This is a genomic window from Fictibacillus sp. 18YEL24 (assembly GCF_015903855.1).
GTDB classification, from domain to species: Bacteria; Bacillota; Bacilli; order Bacillales; family Fictibacillaceae; genus Fictibacillus; species Fictibacillus phosphorivorans_C.
Genome location: NZ_JACZDT010000001.1, coordinates 212,011 through 227,687 on the forward strand (window position 1 = coordinate 212,011; position 15,677 = coordinate 227,687).

Below are 15,677 nucleotides of genomic sequence, written 5' to 3' on the forward strand. Positions count from 1 at the left end.
GTGAATGGCCAAAGGTGTTGATAAACAGATCACACTAGAGAGTGCCTCTGCTTATTTTCATAATGGCATGTCACTTATGGTCGGCGGCTTTGGAGGAGTGGGTGCTCCTCCAACCCTTGTTAATCTCATTTTAGAAAAAGATATTAATGATATCTTTCTGATAAGCAACGATACAGGTTTCCCTTGGATCGGACCTGGTAAGCTGATCACGGAAAAAAGGGTAAAAAAATTAATAGCCTCTCATATCGGCTCAAACCCTGAAGCTGGTAAACAGATGCAAGATGGGTCTCTAGAAGTGGAATTTGTTCCGCAAGGCACACTTGCTGAAAAAATAAGAGCTGGAGGTATGGGGCTTGGCGGTATCTTAGTAGATGTTGGTCTAGGAACGGTTGTTGAAGCGAAAAAAGAAAAAGTCTTGGTCAAGAACAAAGAATACATGATCGAACCAGCTCTAACAGCTGACGTAGCGATCGTTTATGCAAAAAAAGCTGATCGGTATGGAAATCTCATCTATGATAAGAGCGCTCGAAATACGAATCCACTCGTGGCTATGGCAGGACAGATAACGATCGCAGAAGTAGAAGAGATCGTTCCCATAGGTTCCCTTAACCCGGAAGAAATCGTTACGCCAGGCGTCTTTATAGACTATATCATTCAGAGTAAAGGAGTGGACTGGAAATGGGTTTGGGAATTGAAACAAGGCACAGGATCGCAAGAAGGGCAGCCCTCGAAATAACTAATGGAATGATCGTTAACCTTGGAATCGGTATTCCCACGCTTGTTGCAGATTATATTGAAAAAGACCTACATATCATGCTGCATACGGAAAACGGTATCTTAGGCATGGGTGGGTCACCAGAAGCAGGCAGTGAAGATGGTAACCTATCGAATGCCGGAGGATACCCAGTTTCCATCAAGCCAGGAGCTTCTTATTTTGACAGTGCTACAGCATTCGGAATCATTAGAAAGGGATTGCTTGATGTAACTATATTAGGAGCACTAGAAGTGAGTGAAAAAGGTGATATTGCCAATTGGATCGTCCCAGGAAAGCGGGTTCCTGGAATGGGTGGAGCGATCGATCTTGCACAAAAAGCAAAGAAAGTCATTATATTGATGAACCACACGGATAAGTACGGAAATCCTAAAATTGTTAAAAACTGTTCTCTTCCGCTTACGGTCAAGGAAGGCGCAGACATGATTATCACAGAGAAAGCCGTTTTTCACTGTGAAGATGGAAAACTTTATCTGCGTGAAATCATGAGCCCATATACGGTAGAAGATGTTATCCAGACAACGGGTGCTTCTATCGTTGTTGATGAACAGATCTCTGTTTTTCAATGAGAAGTGAGGGAGGTAACACATGTTAGTTAAAGAAAAACTCTCAAACTGGTTGATGAGCGAACAAGAAAATGCCATTAACTTTTTACAAAAAACGGTTCAAGAAGCGAGCACGACTGGAAATGAAACGGGTGTACAAAAGTTGATCGCACGAAAACTCGAGGAAATTGGACTCGAGGTTGATATGTGGTATCCGGATGGTGAAGAGTTAGCGAAACATCCTAATTTTTGTGCAAACCGGAAAGATTTCAGTACAAGTCCTAATGTTGTTGGAATCTGGCGGGGAAAAGGAAACGGACGTTCACTTGTTTTAAACGGTCATGTGGATGTCGTCCCAGAAGGTGATATAAACCAATGGAACGATCATCCTTACAGTGGAAAAATAATAGATGGTAGACTCTACGGCAGAGGATCAACAGATATGAAAGGTGGAAACCTCTCCCTACTGCTAGCCATTCAAGCACTTAAAGAAACAGGGGTTCAGTTAAAAGGTGATCTACTCTTTCATAGTGTTATAGAAGAAGAAAGTGGCGGTGCTGGAACGCTCGCTGCAGTTCTACGAGGATACAAAGCAGATGCAGCCATTATTCCCGAACCTACGAATATGAAGATCTTTCCTGCTCAACAAGGTTCTATGTGGTTCCGGCTTACCGTAAAAGGAAAAGCGGCACACGGCGGCACACGGTATGAAGGAGTTAGCGCTATCGAAAAAGCGGTAGTTGTATTAGAGGCTATCAAACAGTTGGAAATCATCAGAAATGATAGAGTGACAGACCCTTTATATAAGGATATACCGATACCTGTTCCGATCAACGTAGGGAAGATATCTGGTGGAAACTGGCCGTCGTCTGTTCCAGATACGGTTGAAATAGAAGGAAGAATAGGCGTTGCTCCTAACGAAACATTGGAAGAAGTAAAAAACGAATTAGAGAAATATCTATTAAATGTCTCAGACCCGTGGCTAGAAGAGCATAAGATCTCTGTAGAATGGTTCGGTGCACAATGGCTGCCAGGATTGATTGAAACACAACATCCTCTCATGAAAATGCTCTCAAAGAATTTTGAAGAGGTAGTTGGAGATCAACCCATCATCGAAGCGTCTCCATGGGGAACTGATGGCGGCTTATTATCTCATGTCGGCGACACTCCGGCGATCGTGTTCGGGCCAGGAGTTACAGGGGTCGCACATTATCCAAACGAATATATTGAGATTTCAAAGATCATGGAAGCTGCTGAGATCATAGCTTTAACGATCTATGACTGGTGTGGAGGCGATAATGGATGAAGAAATCAGAAGAGTTGTTAAAACGAAAAGAATTAAACGTCCCAAGAGGTCCTTTTAATACAGTCTTGAATTTTGTGGATCATGCTAGCGGAAGTACGATGGTTGATGTTGATGGTAACGAATATATTGATTTTGCTGGAGCGATCGGGACATTAAACGTTGGTCATTGTCCGCAAAGAGTAGTAGAAGCACTTAAAAACCAGGTGGAAAAATACATTCACCCATGTTTTCACGTGATGATGTATGAACCGTACGTTCAGCTGGCAGAGAAGCTGAACGAGATCACACCTGGTGATCATCATAAGAAAACTTTTTTTTTGAACAGTGGTGCAGAAGCTGTAGAAAACGCTGTTAAAATCGCAAGGAAATATACTGGAAGAAAAGCCATCATCTCGTTTGAACGTGGATTTCACGGTAGAACGTTGCTCGCCATGAGTTTAACAAGCAAAGTAAAACCATATAAGTTCGAGTTTGGACCTTTTGCACCAGAAACATATAAGATGCCCTATCCTTATTATTATCGTGAGGATCGTAACGTTGAGGAAACCGATAGAGCGATCTTAAAGAAATTTGAAGACTTCTTCTTAGGAGAAGTTCCACCTGAGGAAATTGCAGCGATCATTTTTGAACCTGTTCAAGGTGAGGGAGGTTTCGTTATTCCTTCGAAAACGTTCGTTAAAGGTCTTCGCGAGATTTGTGATAAATACAATATCCTGTTAATCGCCGATGAGATACAAACTGGATTCGGCCGTACAGGAAAGATGTTTGCGATGGAACATTTTGATGTTGTTCCAGATCTCATGACGATGTCGAAATCGATAGCTGCTGGCCTGCCGATATCAGCTGTAACAGGCAGAGCGGAGATCATGGATGCACCAGCGCCAGGTGAGATCGGGGGTACCTATGGAGGAAGTCCATTAGGATGTGTTGCAGCGCTAGAGGTCATCTCAATGATTGAAGAAGAAGGTTTGTTAACAAGAGCGAATCAGATCGGGGAAAGAATTACCAACACCTTTTCAAAATGGAGAGATCAATACGAATTTGTTGGTGATGTTCGAGGTATAGGTGCTATGTGTGCGCTCGAGATCGTGAAAGATAAAGTGACGAAAACACCAGACCCTGATCGTGCGAAGAAAATCATTGCACTTTGTAACCAAAATGGCGTAGCCATTATGGGAGCTGGTCTTTACAGCAACGTTATCCGGATACTCTCACCACTCGTAATCTCTGATGAACAGCTTCTTAAAGGCTTGAACGTGATTGAGAAACAGCTTGCGAAAGTAAGTGAAATGGTATCGTCATAAATCCTGGTTGCAACCTCGTCTTTAAGACGAGGTTGCTTATTTTTTCAAATTAATGGATATTTACGAAATGAAAATTCGGAAAATTATGCTAATATGATGGTATAGATACTAAAGGGGCTGTACGACTTGCAAATCATAAAAAAATTGCTGATCGGTTCTGTCTTAATTGGTGGATTTGTTGTTTACACACAGTACGAAAAAAGCGCTGAACCAACTTGGACGGTGAATTCGGAACAATTTTCGGTTGTGAACACATTAAAAGATGGAATGAAAAGAGAATATATCAAGTTTGATGAATTAGAGCTTATTGATAAATACGGTTTTCTTAAAGAAGTAAACAAGACAGTGACGCTAAAAGAATCGTATCGCACGTTAAAGATTGAAAAGATTTGGAACATGAATGGCCGCATGTATCTTTTATACAGTGTGGACGTTAAAGAACGAGATAAGGACGAGTATAATATCCCGCGGCTCTCTGTTAAAAACATGCAGTTTCAGACAAAAGATGGTAAGGAGCTCGTGCTCAAGGCTGGTGAAGAGATGATTCACCAGGGAACTAGAGACGAAGGGTTCGTTTATAAGCACCGTTTATACCGTTCCATGATTCTGATGCCCAGTATGTTCGATTCATCAGAGAACGATTGGTCGATCATATCAAAAGCAAAAATCGTTCGGCTACAGGACCTCACAATTTCTTCTAAAGACAATGGGGTAGATTCAATCGAGGATATAGCTTTCACTGTACCTTCTGAAGATCCTTATACAAAAGTTTTGAAAAGTGTACCGATCGATCAAACGTTTACATATGGAGATAACCAAAAAATTAAGATCAAATCAATAGATGCTTTACTTTACGAACAGAGATTAAGCGTAGAAATCCCAAATGATGAAAGTTTAATCGGATTTGCAAGCAAAGATAACACACTACATGATGTACCTTCTACATATGGAATTCTTGGAACCAAAGAAAATGGTTATTATGTTCCCGTTTATGATATGCCGGAAGATATGGAGAAGAAGAAAGAAAAAACTCTCACATTTACTTCTTCTGTACATAAAGATCCTCGAACTTTCTCATGGAGAATTCCTAGGAAAGATATAACAAGATTTATAAACAATAAAAATCAACCTATTCTAAAGAATCAAGAAATATTAAGAATGAATGGTACGGTACTACGCTATGAAGGGATCACTATGTTTGAACAAAGCCCCAGAATCAAGTTGAGCTTAATAACGGAAATGGATCAACAACTAAATCATCTGCGTTTGATTCCGGATCATTATTATAGTGATGCTGAAGTATCTGACGATTACGAAAGAGTATACAAAAACAATATCATCACAATCTCAGGTGAGAATAAAAAGAGAATCAATAATTTTGAAGTGCAAAGAGCAGAAGAAGAAAACAAAGCCACCTATTATATTACTTTTTATAACAAAGAAGAGATGGAAAAGGGTGAGATGAAACCGATCTTGATTCCTGAGAGTGACTTGACGATCACGGTATCAAATCTCTCTTATCTAAAGCCTCTTACTAATCCAATGGACATTAAATATAAGAACATCATGATTATGAACTGATAAACCATGAAAGTGGTAAAGGAGACAGGTTACTTTGAGCAACAAGCGAAATAAGATCATCATTGGACTTTTGCTGTTAATTGCGTTTGTCATTTACACGCAATATGAAAAAAGCGCAGAGCCAACGTGGAAAGTTAACGATGAAAATTTTGTTGTGATGGAAGATTGGGAAGAACTAATGGATACAGAGAAATCAAAATTTAGTGACCTTAAGTTTGCCGATCATTTCAAGTTATTAAAAAACAGTCAGATCTCTATACCGTTAGCGAATAATCAGCGAAAGTTCCAGGTAGAAAGAACCTATAACTTCGGGCAACAGCTGTACATTCTATACAGTGTAGACCTTGTAGAACGTGATAAAGAGGAGAGTGATATTCCTCGATTATCGTTTAATCAAGTTAAGATCACATCAAAGAAGGGAAAGACGTTTCATTTTCCTATCGATATGTATGAAGGAGAAGGCGCGATCGGTGGTGTTGTGTACAAACATAAATTATACCGGTCCATGATGGTACATGCGCAATATGATAACATTGAAACAGATGAAGATTGGAAAGAGGTTTTTAGCAGTGAGACGGTTAAGCTTCTTAACCCAACATTGACTTCAAACAAAGGGAAGATGAAGTTAGATCATTTAACTTTTAAGATCAAGCCCCATAATACTTTAGAACTGCCTCCTGTTCTTGCCGAAGAAAAAATTGATCGATCTCTGCAGCTTTACAACAACAAAGAAGTTCACCTGGATAAGTTTGAAATCTATCAAATGGGATCAAGAATCAAGTTGGACTCAAAGATTGATAAAGATCTTATTTCTCTATTTGGAAGCATTGAAAATGGACAGGATAATTATACGTTACATGCAGATATCACAGAAAATGAAGGTTCAGGGTACTTTATGGAAACATATTCAGCTCTAGAGGACCTTCTTAATAAGGACGATTCAGATCCTTTAAAATTGTCCTTTACACACTCCATTCATAGAACGGACAAATCGTATGCATTTTCAGTATCTAAACAAGATCTTGAGCAATTTGCAAACAATCCTGAAAAAGATATAACAAGAAATGAAGTTATCGCGAACGACAGTGATTATAAAGTCATATACAGAGGAATTGAAAATGATGTTTCCAATAGCGAAAAAGGAATTCGGTTTTCAATAGAGAGCAAAGTAGAAAATATAAGGCAAGACGAATATCTTTATTTTCAACCCAACTATAATGAGAATAGGATCCAAAACGAAGAACGTTTTATGAACAACCTCGTCACGATCAAAAATTCATCAGGAGAAACACTGCAAAATTTTGATGTGATGGGAACATACGACAGTGAACAGTCTGGGTTTTTATTATTCTTTCACGAAGAACTTCCAAACGATGATCTCACCATCACACTATCAAAATTAACAAAAATCTATCCTCTAAAAGAAAATATAGAAGTTCCCTTGAAACTTCCTACAGCCAAATGATAAATCATAAAAAAAAGACTGCCGCAATGTTAAACGGCAGTCTTTTTCTACGCTCTTGGATTACTTTGAGCGCGTTTAATGTACATCTCTTCTTCTCCAACAATTCCACATGCTCCGCACTGAATCAGTCGCTCTGATCCTTTATACGGAAGATGGAACATATCTAACTCACCATCTTCATATTTTTGAACTACATCACCAGTGGATGGATCAAGCTTAACCGATACAGGATTTTGTTCGATCACGTTAAAACGCGTTCGGTTCGTCTTACAGTTTGGACATAAATAAGGATTTACCATTTAACGAAACCCTCCTTTTTAGTCTTAAGTTAACCAGTCAAGGAAATATTATGTAAGTTATATTTTTATTTTCTTTAGCCATAGTAAGAAAAAGGAGGGATACATTATGGGTAAACAGAAAAAAGCCAACGCTAATGCACAGCGTAATAACAACGTGAAAGAAAATGGTGCAGAACACCAAACGGAATTTGCGTCTTATGCTGAAATGGAAGTGGAAAAGATGCATCACGGCAAAAAAACAAAATGATTTTACTTCTTAAGAAACTGGTAGTATAATAAAATTCTGCGATGTTCGTGGCTTTTCCATGTCTTTAACCTATGTGCTAATGACGGGAATCCAATATGATCTGTCAGACAGTCAAGCCTAGCATTCGACTTGGAAGGCTGTAACGGCAGCTGCGGATACCCACCTGAGAGATCAGGTTCCAAAGGCATATAAAGTCACGGCAGAGCGGATTTTACTTAAACGACAACAAGCGTATTTTACATCACATGTAAAATGCGCTTTTTTCATAACATATTTCTACCGGGGGATAAAAAAAGATGGAAAAGAAAGAAGTATTACTGTTAATTGATGGATTTAATCTGCTTAGCAGATGTTATTTTGCAACAGCTTATGGAAAAGAAATGCATGATCTTCCTCGAAACTCAAAAGGTCAGTTTACGAATGCCATACGCGTTACCATTCAGAAACTGCTTATGCTCGTTCGAGATCATGAGCCTTCTCACATTGTAGTGGCTTGGGATGTTAAACGTGATGAGACACTCAGAAGAGAAAAATTTGCTGATTACAAAGGAACAAGAAACGAGTTGCCTGAGCCACTTATCCAGCAATTTGAGACACTTGTTCAACTTTTTGATAACATCGGAATTACGCAACTTACGATTCCGAGATATGAAGCGGATGATATCATCGGTACACTGGCATATCGCTGGAGAAACGAACGTGACGGAGAATGCATCATCTACAGCAACGATCGCGATCTTTTGCAACTTCTTTGCGAGAAGACATCACAGTTGATTACAGTAAAAAGAGATGAGCTGAAGTATACGCTGAATCACTTCCAAGAAGAGTACGGAATAACACCTGCACAGTGGATCGATGTAAAAGCCTTATTAGGTGATAAGAGTGATAATATTCCTGGGGTAGCAGGAGTCGGCGATAAAGCTGCACTTCCACTCATACAACAATATGGTGCTGTTGAATCGATCTATGAAAATTTTGAGAATCTTGATCCTAGATATAAGAGGTATCTGAAGAAACTCGAAGCAGGGCGCGAGATGGCTGTTCTTAGCAAAGATTTATGTACGATTTTTACAGATGTTCCTGAAGTAGTCGATAGAGACTTAGAAGAATGCCGATATATTTTAGATAAACAGAGTGTTCGAAGCGCATTAGAAGAATTAGAGATTCAAATAAGAGTGGGTTAAGTAAGATCCCACTCTTTTTGTTTGCGTTTTATCAACTTTTTATTGAACCGTATTTCAGATAAAATCATGCCGAGTAAAATCAACCCGCATCCTAACAATGATTTTGAACCCAATCGTTCATTCAGCATGATATAAGCAGTAAGTGCCGCAAAAACAGGTTCCATCGCAAAGATTAAAGCCACTCTTGCAGGCGTTGTAAACGATTGAAAGTGTGTTTGAGCCAAAAAAGCGAGAGCAGTTGCAAAGAATGAGGTGATTAGTAGAGCACTGATTACTTCCGGCTGTCGAACCAACTGGGCTGTGAACATCTGCTGCCAATCTTCTATCATGATTGCAGTTATAAAACTAAATACAGCAACGGTCACAAGTTGGATAATCGTTAGACAAATAGCGTTGTATGATGAAGCAAACTTTCCTGTGAACACAATATGAAGAGCAAATGAAATGGCACATAATAGTACATAGCCATCACCGACGTTCAGAGAAAGATTGTTGTGAATCGTTAGTAAATATAAACCGATTACAGCTATTATAGAGCTAATCCCGACTTGCCAACTCAGTTTGTTTCTTAACAATAAATAACTGAACAAAGGCACCAAGACAACACTTAATCCTGTTATGAACCCAGCTTTTGAAGACGTGGTATATAACAATCCGACGGTCTGAAATCCGTACCCTAAAAATAGCCAAAAGCCAAGTATAATGCCGCTGATCCATATGCTTCTGTCTGAAAAATGACTGAGTGACGAACGGTTAAACAAGAAGATAATTAGCAATAATGTTATGGCGGCAATGGAAAAACGCACGCTATTAAATGAATAAGGTTCTAAGAACGCGATTGCTTTCTGGACGATAACGAAAGTCGAACCCCAGATCAGAGCTACAAGGAGTAGATTGAAGTCGGCAAACCAAGTCTTTCTAAACATCTGACGGTCTCTTGTTTAACTGGATGGCCTGTCGTGCAAGTTCGTCTGCGATCTTATTTTGCTTTGAAGGAATCCACTTAATAAAAAACAGATCCAGTTGCTCTGTAAGATGTAAAGCTTCTTCTAAAAGTTTTGTATAACGTTTATCTTTGGCAAATCTTTTATCCACCGCGCTCTCAACTGCTTGTGAGTCTGTGCGGAACGATACGATTCTCCAATCATGTTCAATACATAATTTCAATCCATGAATAAGAGCTCTAAATTCCGCTTCATGGTTACTCATCATACCGATTGGAAAACGATATGAATGTGTAGTGCCGTTTCCGACTTTTACATATACGCCAGCTCCGGAAAGTCCGGGATCACCTGCACTTGCACCATCAATGTATATCTCTATCAATTCTTTCTCTCCTCTATATGATTATATTCGTATTATAAAGGACTTTATAAAAAACAAAAAGGAGATTACTATGAACTTCTCAATAGAGTATATGTATAAACATCCCAAATACCCCTTTAAGATTCGATTTGTTTCTGATCCTATGTCCTTAACTGAAGCCCTTTTTACAGCAACTGATTTGGAGAAGACCGGAAGAGTGTCTGAATTGGTTTTCATCGATACAAAAGATGTAACTTGGACGAAGAAAGAGCTGACTAAATTAACGCAAGTCAAAAAAGAAGAACCAAAAGATATCTCTGTTTATTTCGATGGAGGTTATAAGTCGGAAACAAGAACTAGTGGTCAAGGCATTATTATTCATTTTTCTCAAAACGGCATAACCTATCGAATTAAAAAGAACGCGAGTCTTACCAATCTTGAATCCAATAACGAATCAGAATATGCTGCACTGTGGATAGCGATTAAAGAACTTGAAGATCTTGGAGTCCAATATGAAGAGGTTACAATTCAAGGGGACTCGAAGGTTGTTATAGAGCAGCTCAAAGGAGAATGGCCTTGTTATGAAACGAACCTCCAGAACTGGGCCGATAAAATCGAAACACTATTAAAGAAACTTCAGATCGAACCTGTTTATGAATGGGTGGCAAGAAACAAGAACAAAGATGCTGATCATCTCGTAACACAAGCATTAAACGGGAAGATCATACAAGCAAAGAAAGAAGTCATTGATAATTCCTGAATATTACTGGTACAATTTACTAGAATCTTTTGATTTTGGGGTTGAGGTAGAAATGAATGAGAACGTTCTAGGCGACTATATAGCTTTGTTAGCTTCAAAAGGGTTTCGTCTTAACGATGGTGACCTTCATTTTGTGGATTTTGGAAAACATTATACGGATGCAAGTGAATCTCAAGTGAAAATAGCATTAGAAGTTACATTAATTAAACAATTATCGTTTGACGGAAGTTACTTTATTGCTATATTAGAATCTTTAGTTAACGAAAATATCACCTCAAAGAAAAAAGCGTATGAATTGCTAGATCAGCTGCAAAACAACAACGAAAGAAAACATTCTTATACAGTGGGGTAAGTATGAAAGAGAAGATGATCCAACAGACAGAGACGTTTGTAAAAGATAAGTTAAGAAACGAGAGCAGTGGACATGATTGGTATCATATCTATCGTGTTAAAAATCTGTCTCTGAACATCGCAGAAAAAGAAGGTGCAGATTACTTTGTATGTGTGATGGCGGCACTTCTTCATGATATAGCAGATGAAAAGATTGCAGGAACTGAAGAAAAAGGTCTTCAAGAAGTGAAAAATTGGTTAGAATCTATTTCTGTCGAGGAACCTTACATCACGCACATATTATCAATCATCTCAACGATGTCATTTAAAGGCGGCAGTGGAAAAGAGATGGAATCGATGGAGGGTAAAGTCGTACAGGATGCCGACCGTTTAGACGCGATTGGAGCGATCGGAATCGGCAGAACATTCGCATATTCAGGTGCGAAGGGGCAATTGATGTATGATCCTGAGATTCCTGTTCGAGAGACGATGACAAAAGAGCAATATCGGAATGAAAAGAGTACAGCTATTAATCACTTCTACGAAAAGTTGTTAAAATTAAAGCATGGGATGAATACTCCTTATGCAAAAAAACTAGCAGATGACCGGCATGCCTTTCTAGAAAACTTTCTAGAGCAGTTTTTTGAAGAGTGGGAAGGCAGAAAGTGAGTAAGTTTTCTATGAAAGTGGTTGATTTCCGCTCCAGGTTCCTCGCTTTCCATGGGGCGAACGGTGAGCCTCCTGTCTATTTGCAGTGGCTAGCCCCTCGAGGTCAAAAGTTAAAATGGCTCAGAAGGCAAAGTGCGCCTTCAAATCCATTCACCTTTTGCTTGTCGGAGCTGAACGCGCCACTTCCACTTTTTTGACTGACCGCTTCAAGGTTGTCTCTCTGCTCCTGCGTCTACAAGTTTAGCTAACGAAGTGCTTTCCTCGTCACATGCCTTGCGAGAAGCTTCTCATGTGGCAGGCAGGCAACCTTGCGCTCCAATCAACTTTCATAGGAAGAGAAAATAAACATCCAAAATCAACATTCTTAATTTAGGTTGTCATTACAAAGTTAATGATCTGTATAAAAAAGGCCAAAATAATGGCCTTTTTTAGTTATCTAGAATCTAGACTAACACTCTTCTGCTGGTCGAGGTCCTGCGTCTAATCCTTCTGATGTTACAGTAAGAACTGGATTAATCGATGCATCTTCACTCACACAGATCTGGCAAGACAACCTTACATTACCTGATAGACCCTTCGTAGCGATAATATTCGCTTCATTTTCACCGATCGGTCCTAGATCTCCTGACAAAACTTCCACTCGACATGTTGTACATTTTGCTTTGCCTCCACAGCGGTGAAGGATATCAATTCCGTTGTCTTCAAGTGCATTTACTAGTTTTTTGCCGTTCTCGATCTCGTATGTACCAAATCCACGCACATCAATTTTTGCCATTTTACCTGCCTCCTTAAAATAAATACTTAGTATTTCTATCCATTCTTATTATACGATAACCTCTTACCAAGTAAACTACATGTTTAGAAGTTGTAATAGAAAAACTAATCGCATCACATACTTGTTTCATATACAATAGAGAGTGGAGTCAATTACATATGATGGAGGGTTAAATCAACATGCTAGAAAAGGTTACGTTCAAAAGTGATATCGAGATTGCCCAATCAGCGAAAATGCTGCGAATCGAAGAAATTGTAGGACAACTAGGAATTGAAGAAGATGATTGGGAACCTTATGGAAGATACAAAGGAAAGCTCTCATTAGATCTGTTTCAAAAGCTTCAGAATGTTGAAGATGGAAAAGTAGTCTTAGTTACAGCGATTAGTCCAACACCAGCAGGAGAGGGCAAGTCTACAGTGACCGTGGGGCTTGGACAAGCACTCAATCGAGTTGGAAAGAAAACGATTATCGCTTTACGTGAACCATCGCTTGGCCCTAGCATGGGTATTAAAGGTGGTGCAGCAGGTGGAGGGTACTCTCAAGTCATGCCGATGGAAGATATCAATCTGCACTTTACAGGAGACTTGCATGCCATTACAACCGCTAACAACGCATTAGCTGCATTGATCGATAACCATATACATCAAGGGAATGAATTGAATATAGATCCACGCCGAATCGTTTGGAAGCGTGCGTTAGATATGAATGACCGAGCATTAAGAAAGATTGTCATCGGCTTAGGTGGACCCGTTCAAGGTGTACCACGAGAAGATGGATTCGATATTACCGTAGCATCAGAAGTGATGGCGATCTTCTGTCTGGCTAATGATCTAGAAGACTTGAAGATGAGACTTTCTAAGATGGTAGTGGCGTTTGATTACGACAATCAGCCTGTAACCGCTGGACATCTAAATGCTCATGGTGCATTAACCTTATTACTGAAAGATGCGATTCGTCCGAATATCGTTCAAACTTTAGAAAACACGCCGGCACTTGTTCATGGTGGACCGTTTGCTAACATTGCTCATGGGTGTAACAGCGTTATTGCGACAAAGTTAGCATCCAAACTCGGTGAGATGGTCGTAACAGAAGCGGGATTCGGTGCTGATCTAGGAGCTGAGAAGTTCTTAGATATTAAAGCGAGATATGCGGGTATCAATCCAAGTGCAGTTGTTATAGTTGCTACAGTAAGAGCGCTTAAGATGCATGGTGGTCTTGCAAAAGAATATTTGAAGAATCCTGACTTAGAAGCTCTTCAAAAAGGAATGCCAAACCTTGAGAAACATTTAGAAACGTTGAAAGAATTTGGTGTGCCTGTAGTGGTAGCTATCAACAAATTTGTTACCGACACGGACGAAGAGGTTGCTTTCATAAAAGATTGGTGCAATAGAAAAGGTGTTGCTGCTGAAGAAGCTGATGTTTGGGCTAAAGGCGGACAAGGTGGAGAAGCATTAGCAAACAGAGTGTTAGAAACCATTGAATCAGAAGAGAATAACTATAAACCTCTTTATGAACTAAACGCTTCTTTAGAAGAAAAAATAGAGACAATCTGTAAAAAAGTGTACGGAGCAGGAGAAGTGCAGTTCTCACCAAAAGCTGTAAAACAAATGAAGCAGTTTACTGATTTCGGGTGGGATCAGTTGCCGATATGTATGGCTAAAACTCAATATTCCTTCTCAGATGATCCGAAAAAACTCGGTCGTCCAGAAAACTTTACGATTACGATCAGAGAACTAAAACCGTCGATTGGTGCTGGGTTTATTGTTGCCCTTACAGGAGATGTAATGACGATGCCAGGACTGCCTAAAGTTCCGGCGGCAAACAACATGGATGTATCAGAAGATGGGAAAGCAGTAGGACTATTTTAAGAAATAGTGTAAAGTATCCTTATAAACTGCTATACTTCTGTAGGAGGGGTGCATATGAAACCATTACAATTATCAGCTGATACTGCGGTAAAGTTAGCAAAAGCGCTAAACGTGCCACTCGAACAGTTGATGCATATGCCTCAGCATATTTTGGTGAAAAAGCTGATGGAATTGGAAGCATCCAAAGAAAATAAGGATGAATAATTAAGAACAAGAAGGCGAAAACCTACTATGTAGGTTTTTTCTTTTTTTCTTAATCTATCTACTAAAAAAAGGAATGAAAATATGGAAACAAAAAAACCTGGTTTAGTGTATACACTTAAAGTTGTACGAATTTCGGATCTTGGCTATGTATTAGATCTTGAAGATGGAAAAGAAGTTCTTTTACATCGATCTGAATCAAAAAGTAAGCATGAAGAAGGAAACATGGTAGAAGTCTTTTTATATCAAGATCACGAAGGAAGACTGGCGGCTACCGAAACGATACCAAAAGTTCGTCTTGATTCATTAGCTTGGTTAGAAGTTGCTGGAGTCAATCGTAAGTTAGGAGTATTTCTTCATATCGGTATTAAAAAAGATATCCTCTTATCAAAAGACGACCTTCCTGAATCATGGGACGAATGGCCTCATCTTGGCGACCGTGTATACTCAGGTATGAAGCTGGATAAAAAAGGCCGTATCTTTGCTGACTTAGCTACAGAAGAAGAGATGGTAGAGCAAGCTGAAGCAGCAACAGAAGAAATGTTTAACCAACAAACATCAGGTTATGTTTACAAGATCAATGAAGCAGGCGTGCTTCTGTTTACTGAATCAGGGCACATCGGATTCATTCATAACGACGAATTGAAGGTGAAACCGCGCCTTGGGCAGAAGCTAGGAGCTCGTGTAGCATTCGTTCGAGAAGATGGAAGAATGAACTTATCGATGAGAGCAAGAAAAGAGATTGCTTACAGTGAGGATTCTGAACGAATCTATCAATATTTAAGAGAAAACAAAGGGCAGATGCCACTTACAGACAAATCATCTCCAGAAGAGATCAAAGAAACTTTTCAGATGAGCAAAGCTGCATTTAAACGAGCTCTCGGTAAGCTTATGAAAGAAGAGAAAATCATTCAAGAAGATGGGAAAACGTATCTTCAAATTTAAGGAAATGGGTCTGATTTATCAGGCTCTTTTTTCTTTTTAAAGGGATACTTCCTATAATAATTATTATTTTTCTACAGCTCTATTTTTTATTTTCGATTCTTACTTTTTCGTTGAGTCTTTT

At 39.3% G+C, this 15,677-nt stretch carries 18 protein-coding genes and 1 other RNA gene; 15 read left to right on the plus strand and 4 right to left on the minus strand.

The window, feature by feature from the left end:
* Positions 1 to 4: 4 nt before the first annotated feature.
* From HU823_RS01070 to HU823_RS01095, 6 genes are all read left to right on the plus strand, one after another.
* The gene (locus HU823_RS01070; protein ID WP_197220845.1) at positions 5 to 736 is read left to right on the plus strand and encodes a CoA transferase subunit A; all 732 of its coding nucleotides are present in this window, start codon (positions 5 to 7) and stop codon (positions 734 to 736) included.
* A complete protein-coding gene (locus HU823_RS01075) occupies positions 679 to 1,341 on the plus strand; it encodes a 3-oxoacid CoA-transferase subunit B (protein ID WP_144700527.1) in 663 nt (220 codons plus the stop codon). The genes HU823_RS01070 and HU823_RS01075 overlap by 58 nt, the downstream gene beginning before the upstream one ends.
* Before the next feature lie 19 nt (positions 1,342 to 1,360).
* Positions 1,361 to 2,623, plus strand: coding sequence for a peptidase (locus tag HU823_RS01080; RefSeq protein ID WP_197220846.1), 1,263 nt, complete (start codon positions 1,361 to 1,363; stop codon positions 2,621 to 2,623).
* On the plus strand, positions 2,620 to 3,927 hold the full coding sequence (gene gabT, locus HU823_RS01085) for a 4-aminobutyrate--2-oxoglutarate transaminase (RefSeq protein ID WP_197220847.1): 1,308 nt from the start codon (positions 2,620 to 2,622) through the stop codon (positions 3,925 to 3,927). The genes HU823_RS01080 and gabT overlap by 4 nt, the downstream gene beginning before the upstream one ends.
* A gap of 126 nt (positions 3,928 to 4,053) precedes the next feature.
* Positions 4,054 to 5,508 carry a hypothetical protein gene (locus HU823_RS01090; protein WP_197220848.1) on the plus strand — a complete coding sequence of 485 codons (1,455 nt, stop codon included), beginning with the start codon at positions 4,054 to 4,056 and terminating at the stop codon, positions 5,506 to 5,508.
* 34 nt (positions 5,509 to 5,542) lie between these two features.
* Positions 5,543 to 6,973 (plus strand): hypothetical protein, encoded by a 1,431-nt coding sequence (locus tag HU823_RS01095; protein ID WP_197220849.1) that lies wholly within the window; start codon positions 5,543 to 5,545, stop codon positions 6,971 to 6,973.
* 47 nt (positions 6,974 to 7,020) lie between these two features.
* On the opposite strand, the gene HU823_RS01100 is transcribed toward HU823_RS01095, so the two are convergent.
* A complete protein-coding gene (locus HU823_RS01100; RefSeq protein WP_197220850.1) occupies positions 7,021 to 7,272 on the minus strand; it encodes a DNA alkylation repair protein in 252 nt (83 codons plus the stop codon).
* 106 nt (positions 7,273 to 7,378) lie between these two features.
* Between HU823_RS01100 and HU823_RS01105 the strand changes: the two genes are divergently transcribed.
* The 3 genes from HU823_RS01105 to HU823_RS01115 all read left to right on the plus strand — a co-directional run bounded on the left by HU823_RS01105 (position 7,379) and on the right by HU823_RS01115 (position 8,703).
* Positions 7,379 to 7,519, plus strand: a complete 141-nt coding sequence (locus HU823_RS01105) for a hypothetical protein (protein ID WP_197127861.1) — start codon at positions 7,379 to 7,381, stop codon at positions 7,517 to 7,519.
* A gap of 30 nt (positions 7,520 to 7,549) precedes the next feature.
* Positions 7,550 to 7,734: non-coding RNA, 6S RNA (ssrS, locus tag HU823_RS01110), on the plus strand.
* Positions 7,735 to 7,815: 81 nt separating this feature from the next.
* Positions 7,816 to 8,703 (plus strand): 5'-3' exonuclease, encoded by an 888-nt coding sequence (locus tag HU823_RS01115; protein WP_137789537.1) that lies wholly within the window; start codon positions 7,816 to 7,818, stop codon positions 8,701 to 8,703.
* Here HU823_RS01115 and HU823_RS01120 read toward each other — a convergent pair.
* Positions 8,700 to 9,629 carry a DMT family transporter gene (locus tag HU823_RS01120; protein WP_144700513.1) on the minus strand — a complete coding sequence of 310 codons (930 nt, stop codon included), beginning with the start codon at positions 9,627 to 9,629 and terminating at the stop codon, positions 8,700 to 8,702. The genes HU823_RS01115 and HU823_RS01120 overlap by 4 nt on opposite strands.
* Positions 9,622 to 10,029 carry a reverse transcriptase-like protein gene (locus HU823_RS01125; RefSeq protein WP_144700511.1) on the minus strand — a complete coding sequence of 136 codons (408 nt, stop codon included), beginning with the start codon at positions 10,027 to 10,029 and terminating at the stop codon, positions 9,622 to 9,624. The genes HU823_RS01120 and HU823_RS01125 overlap by 8 nt, the downstream gene beginning before the upstream one ends.
* Before the next feature lie 70 nt (positions 10,030 to 10,099).
* Between HU823_RS01125 and HU823_RS01130 the strand changes: the two genes are divergently transcribed.
* From HU823_RS01130 to HU823_RS01140, 3 genes are read left to right on the plus strand one after another with little or no spacing between them, the layout of a single operon-like run.
* On the plus strand, positions 10,100 to 10,768 hold the full coding sequence (locus tag HU823_RS01130; RefSeq protein WP_197220851.1) for a reverse transcriptase-like protein: 669 nt from the start codon (positions 10,100 to 10,102) through the stop codon (positions 10,766 to 10,768).
* A gap of 52 nt (positions 10,769 to 10,820) precedes the next feature.
* Positions 10,821 to 11,120, plus strand: a complete 300-nt coding sequence (locus tag HU823_RS01135) for a DUF6123 family protein (protein WP_137789533.1) — start codon at positions 10,821 to 10,823, stop codon at positions 11,118 to 11,120.
* Between the two features lie 2 nt (positions 11,121 to 11,122).
* Positions 11,123 to 11,767 (plus strand): HD domain-containing protein, encoded by a 645-nt coding sequence (locus HU823_RS01140; protein ID WP_144700507.1) that lies wholly within the window; start codon positions 11,123 to 11,125, stop codon positions 11,765 to 11,767.
* 448 nt (positions 11,768 to 12,215) lie between these two features.
* On the opposite strand, the gene HU823_RS01145 is transcribed toward HU823_RS01140, so the two are convergent.
* Positions 12,216 to 12,542, minus strand: a complete 327-nt coding sequence (locus HU823_RS01145; protein WP_137789531.1) for a 2Fe-2S iron-sulfur cluster-binding protein — start codon at positions 12,540 to 12,542, stop codon at positions 12,216 to 12,218.
* A gap of 179 nt (positions 12,543 to 12,721) precedes the next feature.
* On the opposite strand from HU823_RS01145, the gene HU823_RS01150 reads away from it, so the two are divergent.
* From HU823_RS01150 to HU823_RS01160, 3 genes are all read left to right on the plus strand, one after another.
* Positions 12,722 to 14,410 (plus strand): formate--tetrahydrofolate ligase, encoded by a 1,689-nt coding sequence (locus HU823_RS01150; protein WP_144700505.1) that lies wholly within the window; start codon positions 12,722 to 12,724, stop codon positions 14,408 to 14,410.
* 54 nt (positions 14,411 to 14,464) lie between these two features.
* A complete protein-coding gene (locus HU823_RS01155) occupies positions 14,465 to 14,614 on the plus strand; it encodes a YycC family protein (protein WP_082861366.1) in 150 nt (49 codons plus the stop codon).
* A gap of 81 nt (positions 14,615 to 14,695) precedes the next feature.
* A complete protein-coding gene (locus HU823_RS01160; protein ID WP_197220852.1) occupies positions 14,696 to 15,556 on the plus strand; it encodes a CvfB family protein in 861 nt (286 codons plus the stop codon).
* The last annotated feature ends 121 nt before the right edge of the window (positions 15,557 to 15,677 follow it).

Bases quoted from the DNA above. Each gene is read 5' to 3' on its own strand.
- HU823_RS01070 (WP_197220845.1), top strand. From the start codon at position 5: ATGGCCAAAGGTGTTGATAAACAGATCACACTAGAGAGTGCCTCTGCT.
- HU823_RS01075 (WP_144700527.1), top strand. From the start codon at position 679: ATGGGTTTGGGAATTGAAACAAGGCACAGGATCGCAAGAAGGGCAGCC.
- HU823_RS01080 (WP_197220846.1), top strand. From the start codon at position 1,361: ATGTTAGTTAAAGAAAAACTCTCAAACTGGTTGATGAGCGAACAAGAA.
- gabT (WP_197220847.1), top strand. From the start codon at position 2,620: ATGAAGAAATCAGAAGAGTTGTTAAAACGAAAAGAATTAAACGTCCCA.
- HU823_RS01100 (WP_197220850.1), bottom strand. From the start codon at position 7,272: ATGGTAAATCCTTATTTATGTCCAAACTGTAAGACGAACCGAACGCGT.
- HU823_RS01105 (WP_197127861.1), top strand. From the start codon at position 7,379: ATGGGTAAACAGAAAAAAGCCAACGCTAATGCACAGCGTAATAACAAC.
- HU823_RS01115 (WP_137789537.1), top strand. From the start codon at position 7,816: ATGGAAAAGAAAGAAGTATTACTGTTAATTGATGGATTTAATCTGCTT.
- HU823_RS01120 (WP_144700513.1), bottom strand. From the start codon at position 9,629: ATGTTTAGAAAGACTTGGTTTGCCGACTTCAATCTACTCCTTGTAGCT.
- HU823_RS01130 (WP_197220851.1), top strand. From the start codon at position 10,100: ATGAACTTCTCAATAGAGTATATGTATAAACATCCCAAATACCCCTTT.
- HU823_RS01135 (WP_137789533.1), top strand. From the start codon at position 10,821: ATGAATGAGAACGTTCTAGGCGACTATATAGCTTTGTTAGCTTCAAAA.
- HU823_RS01140 (WP_144700507.1), top strand. From the start codon at position 11,123: ATGAAAGAGAAGATGATCCAACAGACAGAGACGTTTGTAAAAGATAAG.
- HU823_RS01145 (WP_137789531.1), bottom strand. From the start codon at position 12,542: ATGGCAAAAATTGATGTGCGTGGATTTGGTACATACGAGATCGAGAAC.
- HU823_RS01150 (WP_144700505.1), top strand. From the start codon at position 12,722: ATGCTAGAAAAGGTTACGTTCAAAAGTGATATCGAGATTGCCCAATCA.
- HU823_RS01155 (WP_082861366.1), top strand. From the start codon at position 14,465: ATGAAACCATTACAATTATCAGCTGATACTGCGGTAAAGTTAGCAAAA.
- HU823_RS01160 (WP_197220852.1), top strand. From the start codon at position 14,696: ATGGAAACAAAAAAACCTGGTTTAGTGTATACACTTAAAGTTGTACGA.